The organism is Klebsiella sp. BIGb0407, assembly GCF_024807845.1.
Taxonomy (GTDB): Bacteria; Pseudomonadota; Gammaproteobacteria; order Enterobacterales; family Enterobacteriaceae; genus JGM124.
The window spans coordinates 510,288-524,629 of sequence record NZ_JANUEQ010000002.1; the positions used below are offsets into that span (position 1 = coordinate 510,288).

Genomic DNA, 14,342 nt, shown 5'->3' on the forward strand with positions numbered 1-14,342 from the left:
TATAAGAAACTCGAATAGGTTTTTATTATATTGCTGATGAATTAATAGTGAAGAAAAATAAGAGCAGAGATATCAGAAATAGCCTCAGGTGCCGCACTGAGTACTCTGGTGGGGGTCCTGTTTATTCTGGGTTATGTGTTTATCACTGAGCCGGTGGTCAGCATTATGACGATGTCGATGATGCTGGCAGTGCTATTTGCCATAGGCGGTATAACAAGGGGAAAGAACCTGTTTCCCCTTAGTTAATAGCCCAGCTTATGACTTCGGCAATAAACCAATAAAGCTTTGTTTCTTGCGTGCCGAGGACATCATATGGTCCAGTTTTTCAACACAAGCCAGATAGTGCGGCGTTTTTTTATGAGCCAGTACCGCCTCATCATCCTGATACGCCTCATAAATAAAAAAACGAGTAGCAATATCCGGGTCTTGCAAAACATCAAAGCGTAGGTTGCCCGGTTCCTTAATCGCCCCTTCATGATTAGCACGGAATACATCTAAAAAATCATCGACATATTCAGACTTAATATTAATTTCTACCAGCGTCACATTCATATTTAACCTTCCTGATGTTTAGCCTCGAGCCAGAATTCGTAAGCCTCACGAGCAGAGATATTTTCATGGACCACTTTTTTCACCGCCTGAAGCATCGCCAGCGGCGCTTCTGACTGAAAAATATTCCGTCCCATATCAACGCCAGCAGCTCCCTGATCTATTGCCCGGAAACACATATCCAGGGCTTCGAGTTCCGGGAGTTTTTTGCCTCCGGCAATCACAATCGGCACCGGACAGCTGGCGGCCACTTTTTCAAAACCCTCATCAACAAAGTAGGTCTTAACGCACTGCGCCCCCATTTCAGCGGCAATACGACTGGCTAGCGAAAAATAACGGGCATCCCGCGCCATATCTTTACCTACCCCGGTGACCGCCAGGGTCGGAATACCATACCGTGAACCTTCATCGACCAGCTTGATAATGTTATTGATCGACTGATGCTCATATTCGCTACCAATATAAATTTGAGCAGCAACCGCACAGGCATTCAGGCGCAGTGCATCCTCCATGGTCACCGCAACGCTTTCCCGGGAGAGTTCAGTCAGAATAGAGTTCCCCCCGGAAGCACGGAGTACCACCGGCTTATTGGTCGCTGGCGGAACCACGCTGCGCAAAATACCGCGCGTACACATCAGAACATCGGTTTCCTGGTAAAGTGGTGCAATCGACAAGTCGATACGCTCAAGCCCGGTGGTCGGCCCCTGAAAGTAACCGTGATCAAAAGCCAGCATCACCGTACGTCCGGTCTTCGGGCTGAAGATGCGCGCCAGACGGGACTGCATTCCCCAGTCCAGCGCACCACAGCCTTTCAGATAAAATGCTCCGTTCTGCTGAGGACGACCAATACCGAAATCTTTTCCGTCTTTAATATCATCAAGATCTGCCATTAACTCATCCTCTTAAAAGTCATATTTATCAATGTTTTCTTTAGTGAAAACGACACGTTCTGGTAACAGTACAATGCCATTACCTTTAGCTTCATACTCATAGCCCTGTACGCTATTCGGCTCTACTTTCAGTGGCCCTATTTTTTCAACTTCGACTACATCGCCGACGCTAAGGTCGCCTTTTTTCAACAGAGTATTCGCCACGTTGACGGCAATTTCCCCCTGCTGTACTACATCCCACAGGCCGAACGCTTTCACGGTCCCGCGTTCCACATAAGGGCGCATCACGTTTGGCGTACTAAAACCGACAATAGCGACATCGTTACGCTTAAGGTTTTCTGCGGCCTGTGCTGCGGCCGGGAGCGCATTGGCATCAGGGGCAATAATCGCATCCAGGTCCGGATAAGCTTTCAGGATACCCTCAGCGGTTTGCAGCGATTTAGTGGCATCGTTATAGCCAAACTGCGTGGTGACCACTTCCCACTCTGGGTGATCTTTTTCTATCTTCGCCTTGGCTTCTTTAACCCACTGGTTCTGGTCTGTTACCGTCGGACTTGAGTAGAAAAATGCGACTTTTGCTTTTGGCTTGGTGACCTGTTTTTCGGCCATTTCGACCAGCATGCTACCCAGTTGCTGCGGCGTACCCTGGTTAATGTAGATACTGCGGCAGTCTGGTTTAGTATCTGAGTCCCAGGTCAGGACTTTAACGCCACGCTGCATCGCCCGTTTCAGCGCCGGGCAAAGGCCATCCGGTGATACTGCCGAGACAATAATTGCGTTATAGCCTTGGTTTACGAAGTTATTAATCAGCTGAACCTGGCCTGACACGCTGGGTTCGGTCGGGCCGTCATAGGTCACATCCACGCCTAAATCTTTTCCTGCTTGCAGTGCGCCATTACCGCCGCTGGTGAAAAAACCGACACCCACCAGTTTGGGAATAAAAGCAATTCTGTCCGCTGCCTGCACAGAGGTCACCAGGGTCGCCAAAATCAGTGCACTCAGTTTCAGTGCGTGTTTTGCTGTTTGCTTCATACTAAGCTCCTGTTAATTTTCTTTGCCCGCGCAGACGGCGCCAGGCCGTCCGAATCATTTCGCGGTGTAAACTCACCGAACGACCTATGACCACCACAATCAGTAACGCACCGGACAACGCACTCGATACCTGATTAGGGATGCCAACCATTTGTAGTCCCTGCTGTAAATACCCCACCAGCAGTGCTGCCAGTGCGGTTCCTAAAATTGACCCTGACCCGCCGTAGATATTTGCCCCACCCAATACCGCCGCGGTCAGCGCAGGCATCAGCAAATCGCGTCCGAGATCGGAGCGAGCCGAGCCAAAGTAAGAAACGAGGATGACTGCCGAAATGGCCGATGCCAGCCCCACCAGCCCATAGATGCCGTACAGCATGTTGTTGACCGGCATGCCGGCATAGCGGGCGGCACGCGCATTCTGGCCAATCAGAAAGATATGACGCCCAAAACGTGAACGATGAGTCAGCAGCCAAAATAACAAGGTAATGACCATGAACATCACCAGCGGAACCGGCAGCCCCAAGAGAGTGAAATTAGCGAACTGGGTAAAGGCTTCCGGGAACCCACCAATGCCCTCATAACCCGTTGCACCGGCCATACCGGATAGCAACAACGCAGCGCCACCGTAGAGATACAGCGTGCCAAGCGTGATAACCAGCGGACTGATCCCGGTGTAGTTGATTAAGGCGGCGTTGATAAAACCGCACAGCATACCGAGCACCAGGGTTAAAATAATCGCCACCGGTAACGGCCATCCCGCCTGCATCATCACGCCCAGTCCGATAGCACACAGACCGATGGTCGAACCGAGTGAAATATCAATCCCACCGCTAATAATCACCAGCGTCAGCGGCAGGGCGACAATGCCAATACAGATAAAGTCACTGGTGCTAAACAGCAGCATATTGATATCCAGCATGCGTGGATTAAGCGCACCGAATAACAGAATTTCAGCGACCAGCAACAGCAGTAATGTGGTTTCCCAGTTAAGACGACGTTTCATTTACGCGACCTCCTTTTTCTTTTCTGGAGGAAAGGATGTCGCGCTCTTAGCCTCCGGTTGCGGGGGAACAAAACGGCTATACTTTTGTGCGCGCTGGTTACGCACCAAGGCCTGACGTAAACGGCCATCAAGCACCAGCACGCCCAGCAGTACCAGACCGGCGATAAAGTCGTTCCACCAGGCCGGAAGTTTGAACAACACCAGTACGGTATCGATTTGGGTTAAGAAGAAGGCTCCGAGGAAAGCACCGATAACCGTGCCTGTTCCCCCCAATAATGAAATGCCCCCCAGTACACAGGCAGCAATCGCTTTCATCTCCAGCCCGCTACCGGTCTGATTGGGAACAAAACCAATTTGTGAAGCAAACAAAATGCCAGCCAGGGCAGCAAACAGACCATTAAAAGTGAAGGCCAGTAAACGGGTGCGATTGACCGCCACACCCAGCTGACGCGCTGCCGCCAGGTTATCACCAACCGCATAAAAATCACGGCCAAAGGCGGTTTTGGCCAGCAGCCAGGTCGCAATGCCGAGGATAATAATGACCAGAATACCGAAAGGTGAGAGGCCAAAAATAAGGGGCTCAGAGAGTGATTTCAGGCTGGCGGGAAGCCCTTCAATCCATTTACCACCGGTCCATAGCAGCATACCGCCGCGATATAAACCGAGCGTACCCAGCGTGGCAACAATGGCGGGAATACGCAGCCAGACCACCAAAACACCGTTGAAAAAACCGGCCAGCCCGCCAATCGCTAAAGCAAATAACATCGCCAGCGGCAGGCTATAACCGGCATTAAGTGCTACTCCGACAGCAATCGCGGAGAGCCCCACGGTGGAGCCGACTGAGACGTCAATATTACGAGTCAGCATCACCAGGGTGGCACCCATTGCCAGCAAAATCAGGATCTGCGCACTGTTAAAGATCATGCCGAGGGTTTCGGCGCTGAAGTAGCTATGGTTTATCGCCACCAGCACGGCAAACAGCGCCATAATTGCCAGAAATGCGCTGAGTTCACGATTTTTCAGCCATTTTTTCATGCACTACCTCCACCAAATGCCATCGCCATCATGCTGTCGACCGTGATATCTGCCCGTTGTAACTCGCCGTTCATCGCCCCTTGATGCATGACAAAAACTCTGTCGGCTAACGGGGAGAACTCGTCCAGGTCGCTTGAGATCATCAGGACGGCAACGTTTTGTTTGGCGACACTTTTGATTAACTGATAGATATCTGCCCGGGCGGCAACATCGACCCCGCGCGTTGGCTCATCGACAATCAGCAATAGCGGGTTCGCTTCAAGGCAGCGTGCCAGCAAAACTTTCTGTTGGTTGCCTCCCGAAAGCGTACGTACCAGCTGATCCGCATGATTTAATTTAATGCCCAAAGCCCGGTGATAGCGTTCTACCACGGCGGCTTCACGCTTAGGCTGTAGCCACAGATCCGGCTCATTGAGTAAAACGGTATTCCAGCGAATAGAGGCATCGAGAAACAGCCCGGAAACCTGTCTGTCTTCGGGTAAATACACCAGCCCGCTATCCAGCCGGGATTTGGTGCTGCTATGGGTTATCTCCTTACTTTCAAGAAATACCCGTCCATGACGTACCGGACGCAGGCCATAGAGGGTTTCCGCCAGTTCGGTCCGACCGGAACCTACTAATCCGGCCAGCCCCACTATTTCACCGGCATGCAGTTCAAAGCTGAGATTAATAAACCCTTCACCGGTCAGTTCTTCTACGCGCAGCACCGGAAAGTCCTGCGGTTCAGTACGACGATTGCCTGTCAGCCCGAGCCACAGTTTTTGGGTATCGCTTAATTCATGCTGGCGATAAGCCGGCGTCATGGCATTAATCAGCTCTTTATCACTAAAAGAAGCCGTTTCACCCTGCAGCACGACCGCGCCGTCACGCATTACCGAGATATGGCTGGCTATCTGATGAATTTCCGGCAGCTTGTGTGAGATAAAAATAATGCCGACATCTAATGCCTGTAAGGCGCGGATCTGGCGGAACAGACGTTCAGTTTCGCCAGGGGTGAGCGAAGCTGTAGGTTCATCGAGGATTAAGATTCGGGCGTCACGCATCAAGCCACGGAGAATTTCCACCATTTGCTGGTCGGCCACCTCAAGCGTACTCGCTGCAGCGCTGAGCGTTATCTCACACCCTAACTGACGCATTTTTTCTTCTAACCGTTGCACCAAATCTGCCGCACGCGGCAGGCGGAATAAGATATTTTCTTGCACCGTAAGATTGGGAAACAGCATCGGCTCTTGCGGAACCAGATAGATCCCCAGCTCATGGGCCTGACCCGGTTTCAGACGTGAGTAACGTTTACCAAAGAGCTCCAGCTCCCCGCTGTCGGGGGTTTCAACCCCGGCAATGATTTTCATCAGCGTTGATTTTCCTGCGCCATTCCCACCCATCAAGGCATGAACCTGACCAGGAAGCAGCATAAAATCTATACCTTTCAATACACTGACGCCGGAGAATTGCTTTCCGACCTTATGTACCTGAATCAGTGGAATGGTGCTGGGCATCTCGCCTCCGCATTTGAACAAAAGAATTTTTAAATTAATAATGTTCAAAATAGTAGGCTAAGAGTTATAATTACAACCGGACAAGGATCACAAATCTTTTAAAAAAATAATCTACGATTCATTGAGATTAAAAAGATCTTTTTTGCCACAAGCTTCACATTTTATTCCCAGACTATTTAGAACAATTGTTCTAGATTAAGATAAGAGTTCACCTATGAGCGATAAAAGAGCAACGGAAGAGAGTCATCTTTATGGGCTACCAATGGCAGAAGAAGAGTTACTGGCACGGGTGGCATGGTCTTACTACCACGACGGCTTAACTCAGAATGACATTGGTGAACGGCTTGGTTTGCCACGACTTAAAATTTCTCGCTTGTTGGAGAAAGGACGGCAGTCCGGGGTGATTCGGGTCCAGATAAACTCGCGCTATGAAGGCTGCCTGGCGCTGGAAACCGAACTACAAAAACGCTTTAACCTCAAGCTGGCGCGCGTATTACCTGCTCACAATACGCCACCAATGAGTACAAGGCTTGGGATTGGTGCAGCTCAGTCACTGATGGGGGTCCTGGAGCCAGGTCAGCTATTAGCTGTCGGCTTTGGTGAAACCACCATGAACTGTCTGCAGCATTTGAGTGGTTTTATCGGTTCGCAGCAAATTCGGCTGGTGACGCTTTCCGGCGGTGTCGGCCCTTATATGACAGGCGTCAGTCAGCTGGATGCTGCCTGTAGCGTCAGCATGATCCCGGCTCCATTACGCGTTTCCTCGCCTGATGTGGCAGAGATCCTCAGAAAAGAGGCCAGCGTCAGAGACGTTATTCTGGCTGCAATGGCGGCAGATGTTGCCGTCGTCGGGATCGGCGCTATCGATCAGCGGCGTGATGCCACTATTTTACGTTCAGGATATATCAGCGAAGGAGAGCAACTGATGTATGCCCGCAAGGGTGCTGTCGGCGATATCCTCGGCTACTTTTTGCAAGCTGACGGCAGTCTGGTGGAAGGACTGGAAATTCATCGTGAGTTACTGGGTGTTCGGCTTCATGACCTTGCGCAGCTTCCGACCATTATTGGTGTCGCAGGCGGTAAAGATAAAGCGAATGCTATCTATGCTGCACTGACCGGGCGTTATATCAACGGATTAGTGACGGAAGAAGAAACGGCGCGGGCGGTACTGGCATTGATGGAGTAACACAAACTTCAGGCTCGCTGCGCAAAACATAAGAGGTCAGCAAATGAGTTATCTCCTTGCGTTAGATGCCGGAACAGGCAGTATCCGGGCGGTTATCTTTGATACTAATGGCCAGCAGATAGCAGTGGGCCAGGCGGAATGGAAGCATTTGAGCATCAAAGATGTTCCGGGATCCATGGAGTTCTCTCTCGATATTAACTGGCAACTTACCTGCCACTGTATTCGTGAGGCACTGCAAAAAGCCGCGATTAGTGCCAGAGACATCAAAGCTGTCGCCTGTTGTTCAATGCGCGAGGGTATCGTGTTATATGATGCCAGCGGCGAACCTATCTGGGCCTGCGCTAATGTTGATGCTCGTGCCAGCCGGGAAGTCAGTGAATTAAAAGAAATTCACGACTATCAGTTTGAATCAGAGGTTTACCATATTTCTGGCCAGACCCTGGCCTTAAGTGCCATGCCTCGCCTGTTATGGCTGGCGCACCATCGCCCCGATATTTACCGTAAAGCTGCCACTATGACGATGATCAGTGACTGGCTGGCAGCCCGACTATCTGGTGAACTGGCGGTTGATCCTTCCAATGCCGGTACAACCGGTATGCTTGACCTCGCCACCCGCGACTGGCGACCTTCCCTGCTGGATATGGCCGGATTGCGAGCTGATATGCTCTCCCCGGTGAAAGAAACCGGAACAGTGCTGGGATATATCACCCCGGCAGCCGCCGAAGAAAGCGGGTTGCTGGTGGGTACTCCGGTCGTAATGGGTGGCGGTGATGTACAGTTAGGTTGCTTAGGGTTAGGGGTGGTGCGTCCGGGGCAAACCGCAGTGCTGGGAGGAACCTTCTGGCAGCAAGTGGTTAACCTGCCCACGATCAAAACCGATCCTGAGATGAATATTCGCGTTAATCCGCATGTTATTCCAGGCATGGTACAAGCGGAATCGATCAGTTTCTTCACAGGCCTGACAATGCGTTGGTTCCGGGACGCATTCTGCGCTGAAGAAAAACTTATCGCCGAACGGCTGGGGGTGGATACTTATGCCCTGATGGAAGATATGGCCAGTCGGGTTCCCGCTGGCGCACACGGCATTATGCCGATTTTCTCTGACGCGATGCATTTTAAACACTGGTATCACGCAGCACCCTCGTTTATTAACCTCTCGATTGACCCTGAGAAATGCAATAAAGCGGCGCTATTCCGGGCGCTGGAAGAGAATGCTGCCATCGTCTCGGCCTGTAATCTTGAATTAATTTCTAACTTCTCCGGGGTACAGTTTGACTCACTGGTGTTTGCCGGAGGAGGTTCAAAAGGCCGTTTATGGAGCCAGATCCTCAGTGATGTCACCGGACTCCCGGTACGCGTTCCGGTGGTAAAAGAAGCCACCGCTCTGGGCTGTGCTATTGCCGCCGGTGTGGGGGCTGGTTTATTTAGCTCACTGGCCGAAAGTGGCGAGCAGCTGGTGCAGTGGGAACGTGAGTACCAGCCGAACCCGGCACATCGTGAACTCTATGATGAAATGAAGCAGAAGTGGCTTAAAGTCTACGCCGGGCAGCTTTCGCTGGTCGACAGTGGCTTAACCACCTCGATGTGGCAGGCGCCAGGGCTTATACGCCGAGCCTGATGGCATATTGAAAACAGTCTAATTTCTGTGTAATCAACGGCATATCAAAGGCTGCTCTGTCAGTAGATTGAGGTGCTGTTTTTTTATATGCTAGCGCCGTACCCTAAGATCTCTCTGACTGGATTTCATTGTGAGCACTATTGATAACGTAAAAATTAAATACCCAGGCGCGCTTGCATGGGCATTTGGTGACAGCCCTGAACTGGCAAACGAACTCGCTGAACTGGTGAGTAAAGGGATCAAAACGGCCAGCTGCGGATCGCTCGCCTCATTGCAAAGTGAAGAACAGCCGCCTTCAGTTGGCTGCTACAACATTATCCTCGATGGCCAGGGTAACCCGGTCTGCGTTATCCGACTTGTCGCTTTACGTCTGGTTCGCTTCTGTGATGTCACTGAAGATCACGCCCGGAAAGAAGGTGAAGGAGACCGTAGCCTTCGTTACTGGCAGCAAGTTCATCAAGAGTTTTTTCAAAGAGAAGGCAACTTTAGCGAGACGATGGAGCTGGTAGCTGAAGAATTTGAGCTGATTGAAGTATTTTAACGTCCTCAGCTTCCCTGACGTCTTCGTAAAAACAGAAATGTTATCGCATTAAGAAAAAGCGATAACATTTTTATTTATGCCAGCCACGGATTATCTGAGCTAATACAAATTAAATCAGAAAAAATACCATTGCCAGTATCTTTCTATCATAAATAACTCTCCTGGTATTAGCCAGTTTATACGATATGCAGGAATTTGAGACTGAAACAATTGAACGCTCAGCCCTGGATCCTGATGACGAAGCTGGTGCACCCAGACAAGTGATACCTAATAGTGAAGAAGATGCATTGCTATTTGATACAAGGGTAATACTACCAGTAGCACTACCGATATTCCGATAAGATTCTGTGTTACTTGCACCTGTATCATAGGCATGATTATATGCAGTATTATCTGTCCACCTTCCACTCCAGAACACTTCCGAAAATAGCTGACCTGTATCATAGAACGTATTTAACATATTACCTGTCAACTCAGCGTATCTTATCAATCTGTCAGCTCTGAAACCGTTGACTGCGACAATTTCGTCCATGTCTGCATAGTCATGAATCAAACGAGTAAGTCGGTTTCTTTGAATATCATCCTGAGAAGTTTCTCTCGCCTCCAGCAGTGAATGCCTGACGTCATAAAATTGTTCATTTGGCCTTATAGCATATATATAGGTTATATATTCATTATTAAAGGGTTCTTCACTATTAGATCTTGCTAAAGACGCGGCATGTTCAATTACCTGCCTTAAACTCGCGCTAGTAGAGACGAAAGAACTCACTCTATGCTCAATAGATTCACCTTCAAAATGATGCATAAGGTCAGTATCTCTTTCTCCGGCCCAGGGATGCATCCCCCCCGTAGCAGCGATGGCATCTATAGGTCTGTCATCTACCCGATAAACAACCTTTACAGACTCAATTGCGTAACTCGTAGTTACCATACACAACATGCAGATAGTCAGAGAAAATATTCTTAATCGCATTAAATATACTCTTCATAAAATTTTATTATTTATAATGATATCTATCTTTGACGGCATATCTCAGAGAGGGTAGTTTTCTATTCCTAATATTTCGTTCTTATCATCTGCCGAAATACATAAATCAACCTTCTCACGAAGATAGCGTGATTGAGATGTTAAATTGTAGAACGACTGAAGTAGCCCGTCCCCTCTACCATTTTTCCCTTCCGTAAAAAAATAATAACTATCAATTCCATTAGTATCATGGAATTTAATATGCAGGGCTGGCCATGTATTATCTTTGCCATGACTTAAACCAGCCTGAGCAATATACCCAGTAACTATTATGCCATTATTTGCTTTACATACGTCACGTAGACTTGGATTTGATGCAATAGACACAGATGAGCATGTCGATAACAATATAAAAAATAAGGTTGTAATTGTTTTATTTAGCATTAATTTTTCCTGTTTTTATCTTCCTGAGGTTTTTATCTAAAAATAGAGATGATATAGCTGCCTGTAAAACGAATATCTATTCAATATTAAAAATAATACACCTCATATTTAATTAATAGTTTTCTTTAGTTACAAAAAAAATTGTATTATATATGTTGTATCAAAGATTATTCGATACGGTTCGTCAATTGCGAATACCCGTCAACCGACATCCGTCGTAAACTGAGAACATAGCGCGATTTATTCGTGCTAAATTTGAATCCCATCACATTCAGCGCACTCTTCTTTTCCCTTTTTCTGTACGCAAGCTAAATTAGCAACTCATCCGACCACATAACAATAATTTAACTTACAGGAAGGGACTATGCGCTATCCATCGCTGTTTGCTCCGCTGGACTTAGGCTTCACAACGCTCAAGAACCGCATGCTGATGGGATCAATGCATACTGGCCTGGAAGAACTGGCTGGGGGTGAAACAAGGCTGGCCGCTTTCTATGCCGAGCGTGCGCGTCATGGCGTTGCGTTGATTGTTACCGGGGGGATTGCGCCCTCTCCTTCTGGCGTCACGGTGAGCCACGGGGCAGTACTCAATAATAAAGATCAGCTGGCATCGCATCGTGTTGTGACCGATGCGGTACACCGCGAAGGCGGTAAAATTGCCCTGCAAATTCTGCATACCGGGCGCTATAGCTATCAGCCTCAGCTGGTTGCCCCGTCTGCGATCCAGGCCCCAATCAATCCTTTTACGCCCCATGCTCTGAGCCATGAAGAGATCCTGACGCTGATTGATGATTTTGCTCATTGCGCCAGCCTCGCCCGTGATGCGGGTTACGACGGTGTGGAAATTATGGGTTCTGAAGGCTATCTGATTAATCAGTTTTTAGCCTTGCGTACCAATCAGCGGGACGATGAGTGGGGCGGAAGCTATCAGCAGAGAATGCGCTTTGCCGTTGAGATAGTCCGTAGGGTGCGAGAACAGACAGGCGATGATTTTATTATTATCTATCGTCTGTCGATGCTTGACCTGGTTGAAGGTGGCGGCAATTTTGAAGAGGCCGTAGAGCTGGCGCAAGCTATTGAACAGGCAGGTGCGACATTAATTAATACCGGTATCGGCTGGCATGAAGCACGCATCCCCACCATTGCCACCTCGGTTCCACGCGGTGCCTTTCGCTGGGTGACCCGGAAGCTAAAACAGTATGTTTCCCTGCCCTTAATTACCACTAATCGCATTAACTCGCCCGCCACTGCTGAAGATATTCTGACCTCAGGTGATGCGGATATGGTATCTATGGCCCGCCCTTTTTTAGCTGATGCGGAGTTTATGACCAAAGCCGCCGCCGGACTGGCCGATGAAATCAATACCTGTATCGGCTGTAATCAGGCCTGCCTTGATCAGATTTTTGCCGGGAAAGTGACCTCTTGTCTGGTTAATCCGCGCGCCTGCCATGAAACCCTGATGCCGATACAACAAACGGTACAGGCGAAACGACTGGCGGTGATTGGTGCCGGGCCTGCGGGCCTTGCAAGCGCGATTAATGCTGCAGCTCGCGGTCATCACGTCACCTTGTTTGATGCCAGATCCGAGATAGGCGGGCAATTTACTCTGGCAATGCAGATTCCGGGTAAAGAGGAGTTCGCTGAAACCCTGCGTTATTACCGCCAGATGCTGGCTAAGACGGGTGTGACCCTGGCGTTAAATCGGTATGTTACCGCCCCGATGCTGGCGAATTTCGATGAGGTGATCCTCGCCAGCGGTATTGAACCTCGCCTGCCCGATATTGAAGGCATCACCCACTCTAAGGTACTGAGCTATCCTGAGGTATTACAGAATAAAGCGGCGGTGGGCCAGCGGGTCGCTATTATTGGGGCCGGAGGGATCGGGTTTGATATCGCCATGTATTTAAGTCAGAGCGGTACGTCCAGCAGCCAGAGTATTCATCAATTCTGTGAAGAATGGGGAATTGATACTGACCTGCAACAGGCTGGCGGCCTGAGTAAACAGAAGCCCTCACCAGCACGCAGCCCACGCGAGATAGTGCTATTACAACGCAAGAATAGCCGCCCGGGAGAAGGACTCGGTAAAACAACCGGCTGGATCCACCGTGCGACGCTAATAGTCCGTGGGGTGAAAATGGTCAGCGGTGTGCGGTATCAGCGTATCGACGACGAGGGGCTTCATATCCTGGTGAACGGTGAGCCACAGTGCCTGGCGGTGGACAATATTATTGTTTGTGCCGGGCAGGAGCCAAGACGCGAGCTCGCTGAGCCGTTACGTGCGATGGGGAAAAAGGTGCATATTATTGGCGGGGCAGATGTGGCGACAGAAATAGATGCCCGGCGAGCGATTGCGCAGGGCACCCATCTGGCACTGACTATCTAGCGAGCACGTCCGACCTTCACCGCTTTCAGTACCACAAATTTTGCATTGCTGGCGACGGTGTCACAGTTACCGAAAATCTTTTTCAGTTTACGGAAATAGTCCAGGTGACGGTTGGCCACGATATACAATTCGCCGTTGATTTTCAGGCAGCGGCGGGCATGGTGGAACATCTCCCAGGCAACCTGATCCGTCAGCGCATGTTGCTGGTGGAATGGCGGGTTACACAGTACCGTATTGAAACGAAAAGGCTCAATACCTGACAGTCCGTTGTTAATCATAAATTCACAGCGGTCTATTTCGTCAGGCATGTTAGTTTCAACATTCAGCTGGCTGGATGCCACGGCCATCGGCGACTCGTCGACAAATACCACCTGAGCCTGAGGGCTATTTTCCAGTAAAGTCAGGCCAATAACGCCATTGCCACAGCCTAAATCAACAATCTCACCTTCCAGATCCTTGGGAAGATGCTCAAGGAAGAAACGCGCGCCAATATCCAGTCCTGTACGGGAAAAGACGTTAGCATGGTTATGAATCGTCCATGAAGTGCCGTCTAACGGCCAGCTCAGCGTCTCTGGTGCATCCTTGAGTTCAGGATTACTGAAAGTTGCATTAATCAGGCGAGCTTTTTTCCACGCCAGTGTCGTGGTGGTAGGGCCAATGATTTTTTCAAACAGTGCCAGCGTGGAGTTATGAATATCACGCGCTTTAGCCCCGGCAATAATCCGCGTTTCTGGCGTAATCACACTACGCAATGCGCGTAACTGTTGCTCTAGCAAAGCCAAAGTTTTGGGTATTTTGATCAGCACCAGCTCGGGAGCTGCCGGATACTGGGCAGTGCTATCGAGAAAGGTTACGCTATTTTCAGCAATATCATTGCCGCTCAGATTCTGTCGGGTCGCCAGCTCGCTAAGATAAGAGTCACCGATACTGAAAGGTTGGTAGTCGGCCAGCACACAGGCGAGTGTCCCGAAAGTATCATTAAAAATGAGTACCGGACCGACAGGTTTAAGCTCGTCCACCTGCTGTAGCAGGTAATCATCTGCGGCTTCCCATGCTTGCAATGGGTTAACGTCGTCCGTTTGCGGGAAACGTTTTAGCGTTAGTGAACGAAAACCGCTGTCTAATTGGCTCATCGGCCCTCCTGGATGGTAAAGTTTGGATATATGTCCCTGGAACGGGGCGAGAGTATACCCTTTTT

The 14,342-nt window shown here is 49.6% G+C and carries 13 protein-coding genes; 4 read left to right on the forward strand and 9 right to left on the reverse strand.

The window, feature by feature from the left end:
* Positions 1-255: 255 nt before the first annotated feature.
* From lsrG to lsrA, 6 genes are read right to left on the reverse strand one after another with little or no spacing between them, the layout of a single operon-like run.
* Positions 256-552 carry a (4S)-4-hydroxy-5-phosphonooxypentane-2,3-dione isomerase gene (lsrG, locus tag M2387_RS09485; protein WP_259048909.1) on the reverse strand — a complete coding sequence of 99 codons (297 nt, stop codon included), beginning with the start codon at positions 550-552 and terminating at the stop codon, positions 256-258.
* A gap of 2 nt (positions 553-554) precedes the next feature.
* The gene (gene lsrF / locus M2387_RS09490; RefSeq protein ID WP_259048910.1) at positions 555-1,439 is read right to left on the reverse strand and encodes a 3-hydroxy-5-phosphonooxypentane-2,4-dione thiolase; all 885 of its coding nucleotides are present in this window, start codon (positions 1,437-1,439) and stop codon (positions 555-557) included.
* A gap of 12 nt (positions 1,440-1,451) precedes the next feature.
* The gene (gene lsrB, locus M2387_RS09495) at positions 1,452-2,471 is read right to left on the reverse strand and encodes an autoinducer 2 ABC transporter substrate-binding protein LsrB (protein WP_259048911.1); all 1,020 of its coding nucleotides are present in this window, start codon (positions 2,469-2,471) and stop codon (positions 1,452-1,454) included.
* A gap of 1 nt (position 2,472) precedes the next feature.
* Entirely contained in the window at positions 2,473-3,474 is a 1,002-nt protein-coding gene (lsrD, locus tag M2387_RS09500) for an autoinducer 2 ABC transporter permease LsrD (protein ID WP_259048912.1), read from the reverse strand.
* Positions 3,475-4,509 (reverse strand): autoinducer 2 ABC transporter permease LsrC, encoded by a 1,035-nt coding sequence (gene lsrC, locus M2387_RS09505; RefSeq protein WP_259048913.1) that lies wholly within the window; start codon positions 4,507-4,509, stop codon positions 3,475-3,477. It lies immediately after the preceding gene.
* The gene (gene lsrA, locus M2387_RS09510) at positions 4,506-6,005 is read right to left on the reverse strand and encodes an autoinducer 2 ABC transporter ATP-binding protein LsrA (protein WP_259048914.1); all 1,500 of its coding nucleotides are present in this window, start codon (positions 6,003-6,005) and stop codon (positions 4,506-4,508) included. Before lsrA ends, lsrC begins: the two co-directional genes overlap by 4 nt.
* Before the next feature lie 214 nt (positions 6,006-6,219).
* Between lsrA and lsrR the strand changes: the two genes are divergently transcribed.
* The 3 genes from lsrR to M2387_RS09525 all read left to right on the forward strand — a co-directional run bounded on the left by lsrR (position 6,220) and on the right by M2387_RS09525 (position 9,350).
* Positions 6,220-7,191 carry a transcriptional regulator LsrR gene (gene lsrR, locus M2387_RS09515; RefSeq protein WP_259048915.1) on the forward strand — a complete coding sequence of 324 codons (972 nt, stop codon included), beginning with the start codon at positions 6,220-6,222 and terminating at the stop codon, positions 7,189-7,191.
* A 43-nt stretch (positions 7,192-7,234) separates the two neighbouring features.
* Positions 7,235-8,809 (forward strand): autoinducer-2 kinase, encoded by a 1,575-nt coding sequence (lsrK, locus tag M2387_RS09520; protein ID WP_259048916.1) that lies wholly within the window; start codon positions 7,235-7,237, stop codon positions 8,807-8,809.
* 130 nt (positions 8,810-8,939) lie between these two features.
* Positions 8,940-9,350 carry an ASCH domain-containing protein gene (locus tag M2387_RS09525; protein WP_259048917.1) on the forward strand — a complete coding sequence of 137 codons (411 nt, stop codon included), beginning with the start codon at positions 8,940-8,942 and terminating at the stop codon, positions 9,348-9,350.
* Between the two features lie 109 nt (positions 9,351-9,459).
* Here M2387_RS09525 and M2387_RS09530 read toward each other — a convergent pair whose 3' ends face one another.
* Both M2387_RS09530 and M2387_RS09535 read right to left on the reverse strand, forming a co-directional pair.
* Positions 9,460-10,323, reverse strand: coding sequence for an enterotoxin A family protein (locus M2387_RS09530; protein WP_259048918.1), 864 nt, complete (start codon positions 10,321-10,323; stop codon positions 9,460-9,462).
* Between the two features lie 60 nt (positions 10,324-10,383).
* A complete protein-coding gene (locus M2387_RS09535) occupies positions 10,384-10,761 on the reverse strand; it encodes a hypothetical protein (RefSeq protein WP_259048919.1) in 378 nt (125 codons plus the stop codon).
* A 364-nt stretch (positions 10,762-11,125) separates the two neighbouring features.
* Between M2387_RS09535 and M2387_RS09540 the strand changes: the two genes are divergently transcribed.
* Positions 11,126-13,144, forward strand: a complete 2,019-nt coding sequence (locus tag M2387_RS09540) for an oxidoreductase (RefSeq protein WP_259048920.1) — start codon at positions 11,126-11,128, stop codon at positions 13,142-13,144.
* Here M2387_RS09540 and rlmG read toward each other — a convergent pair.
* Positions 13,141-14,277: a 23S rRNA (guanine(1835)-N(2))-methyltransferase RlmG gene (rlmG, locus tag M2387_RS09545; protein WP_259048921.1), complete on the reverse strand. Its 1,137-nt coding sequence runs from the start codon at positions 14,275-14,277 to the stop codon at positions 13,141-13,143. The two genes, M2387_RS09540 and rlmG, sit on opposite strands and share 4 nt — an antisense overlap.
* Positions 14,278-14,342: the final 65 nt, after the last annotated feature.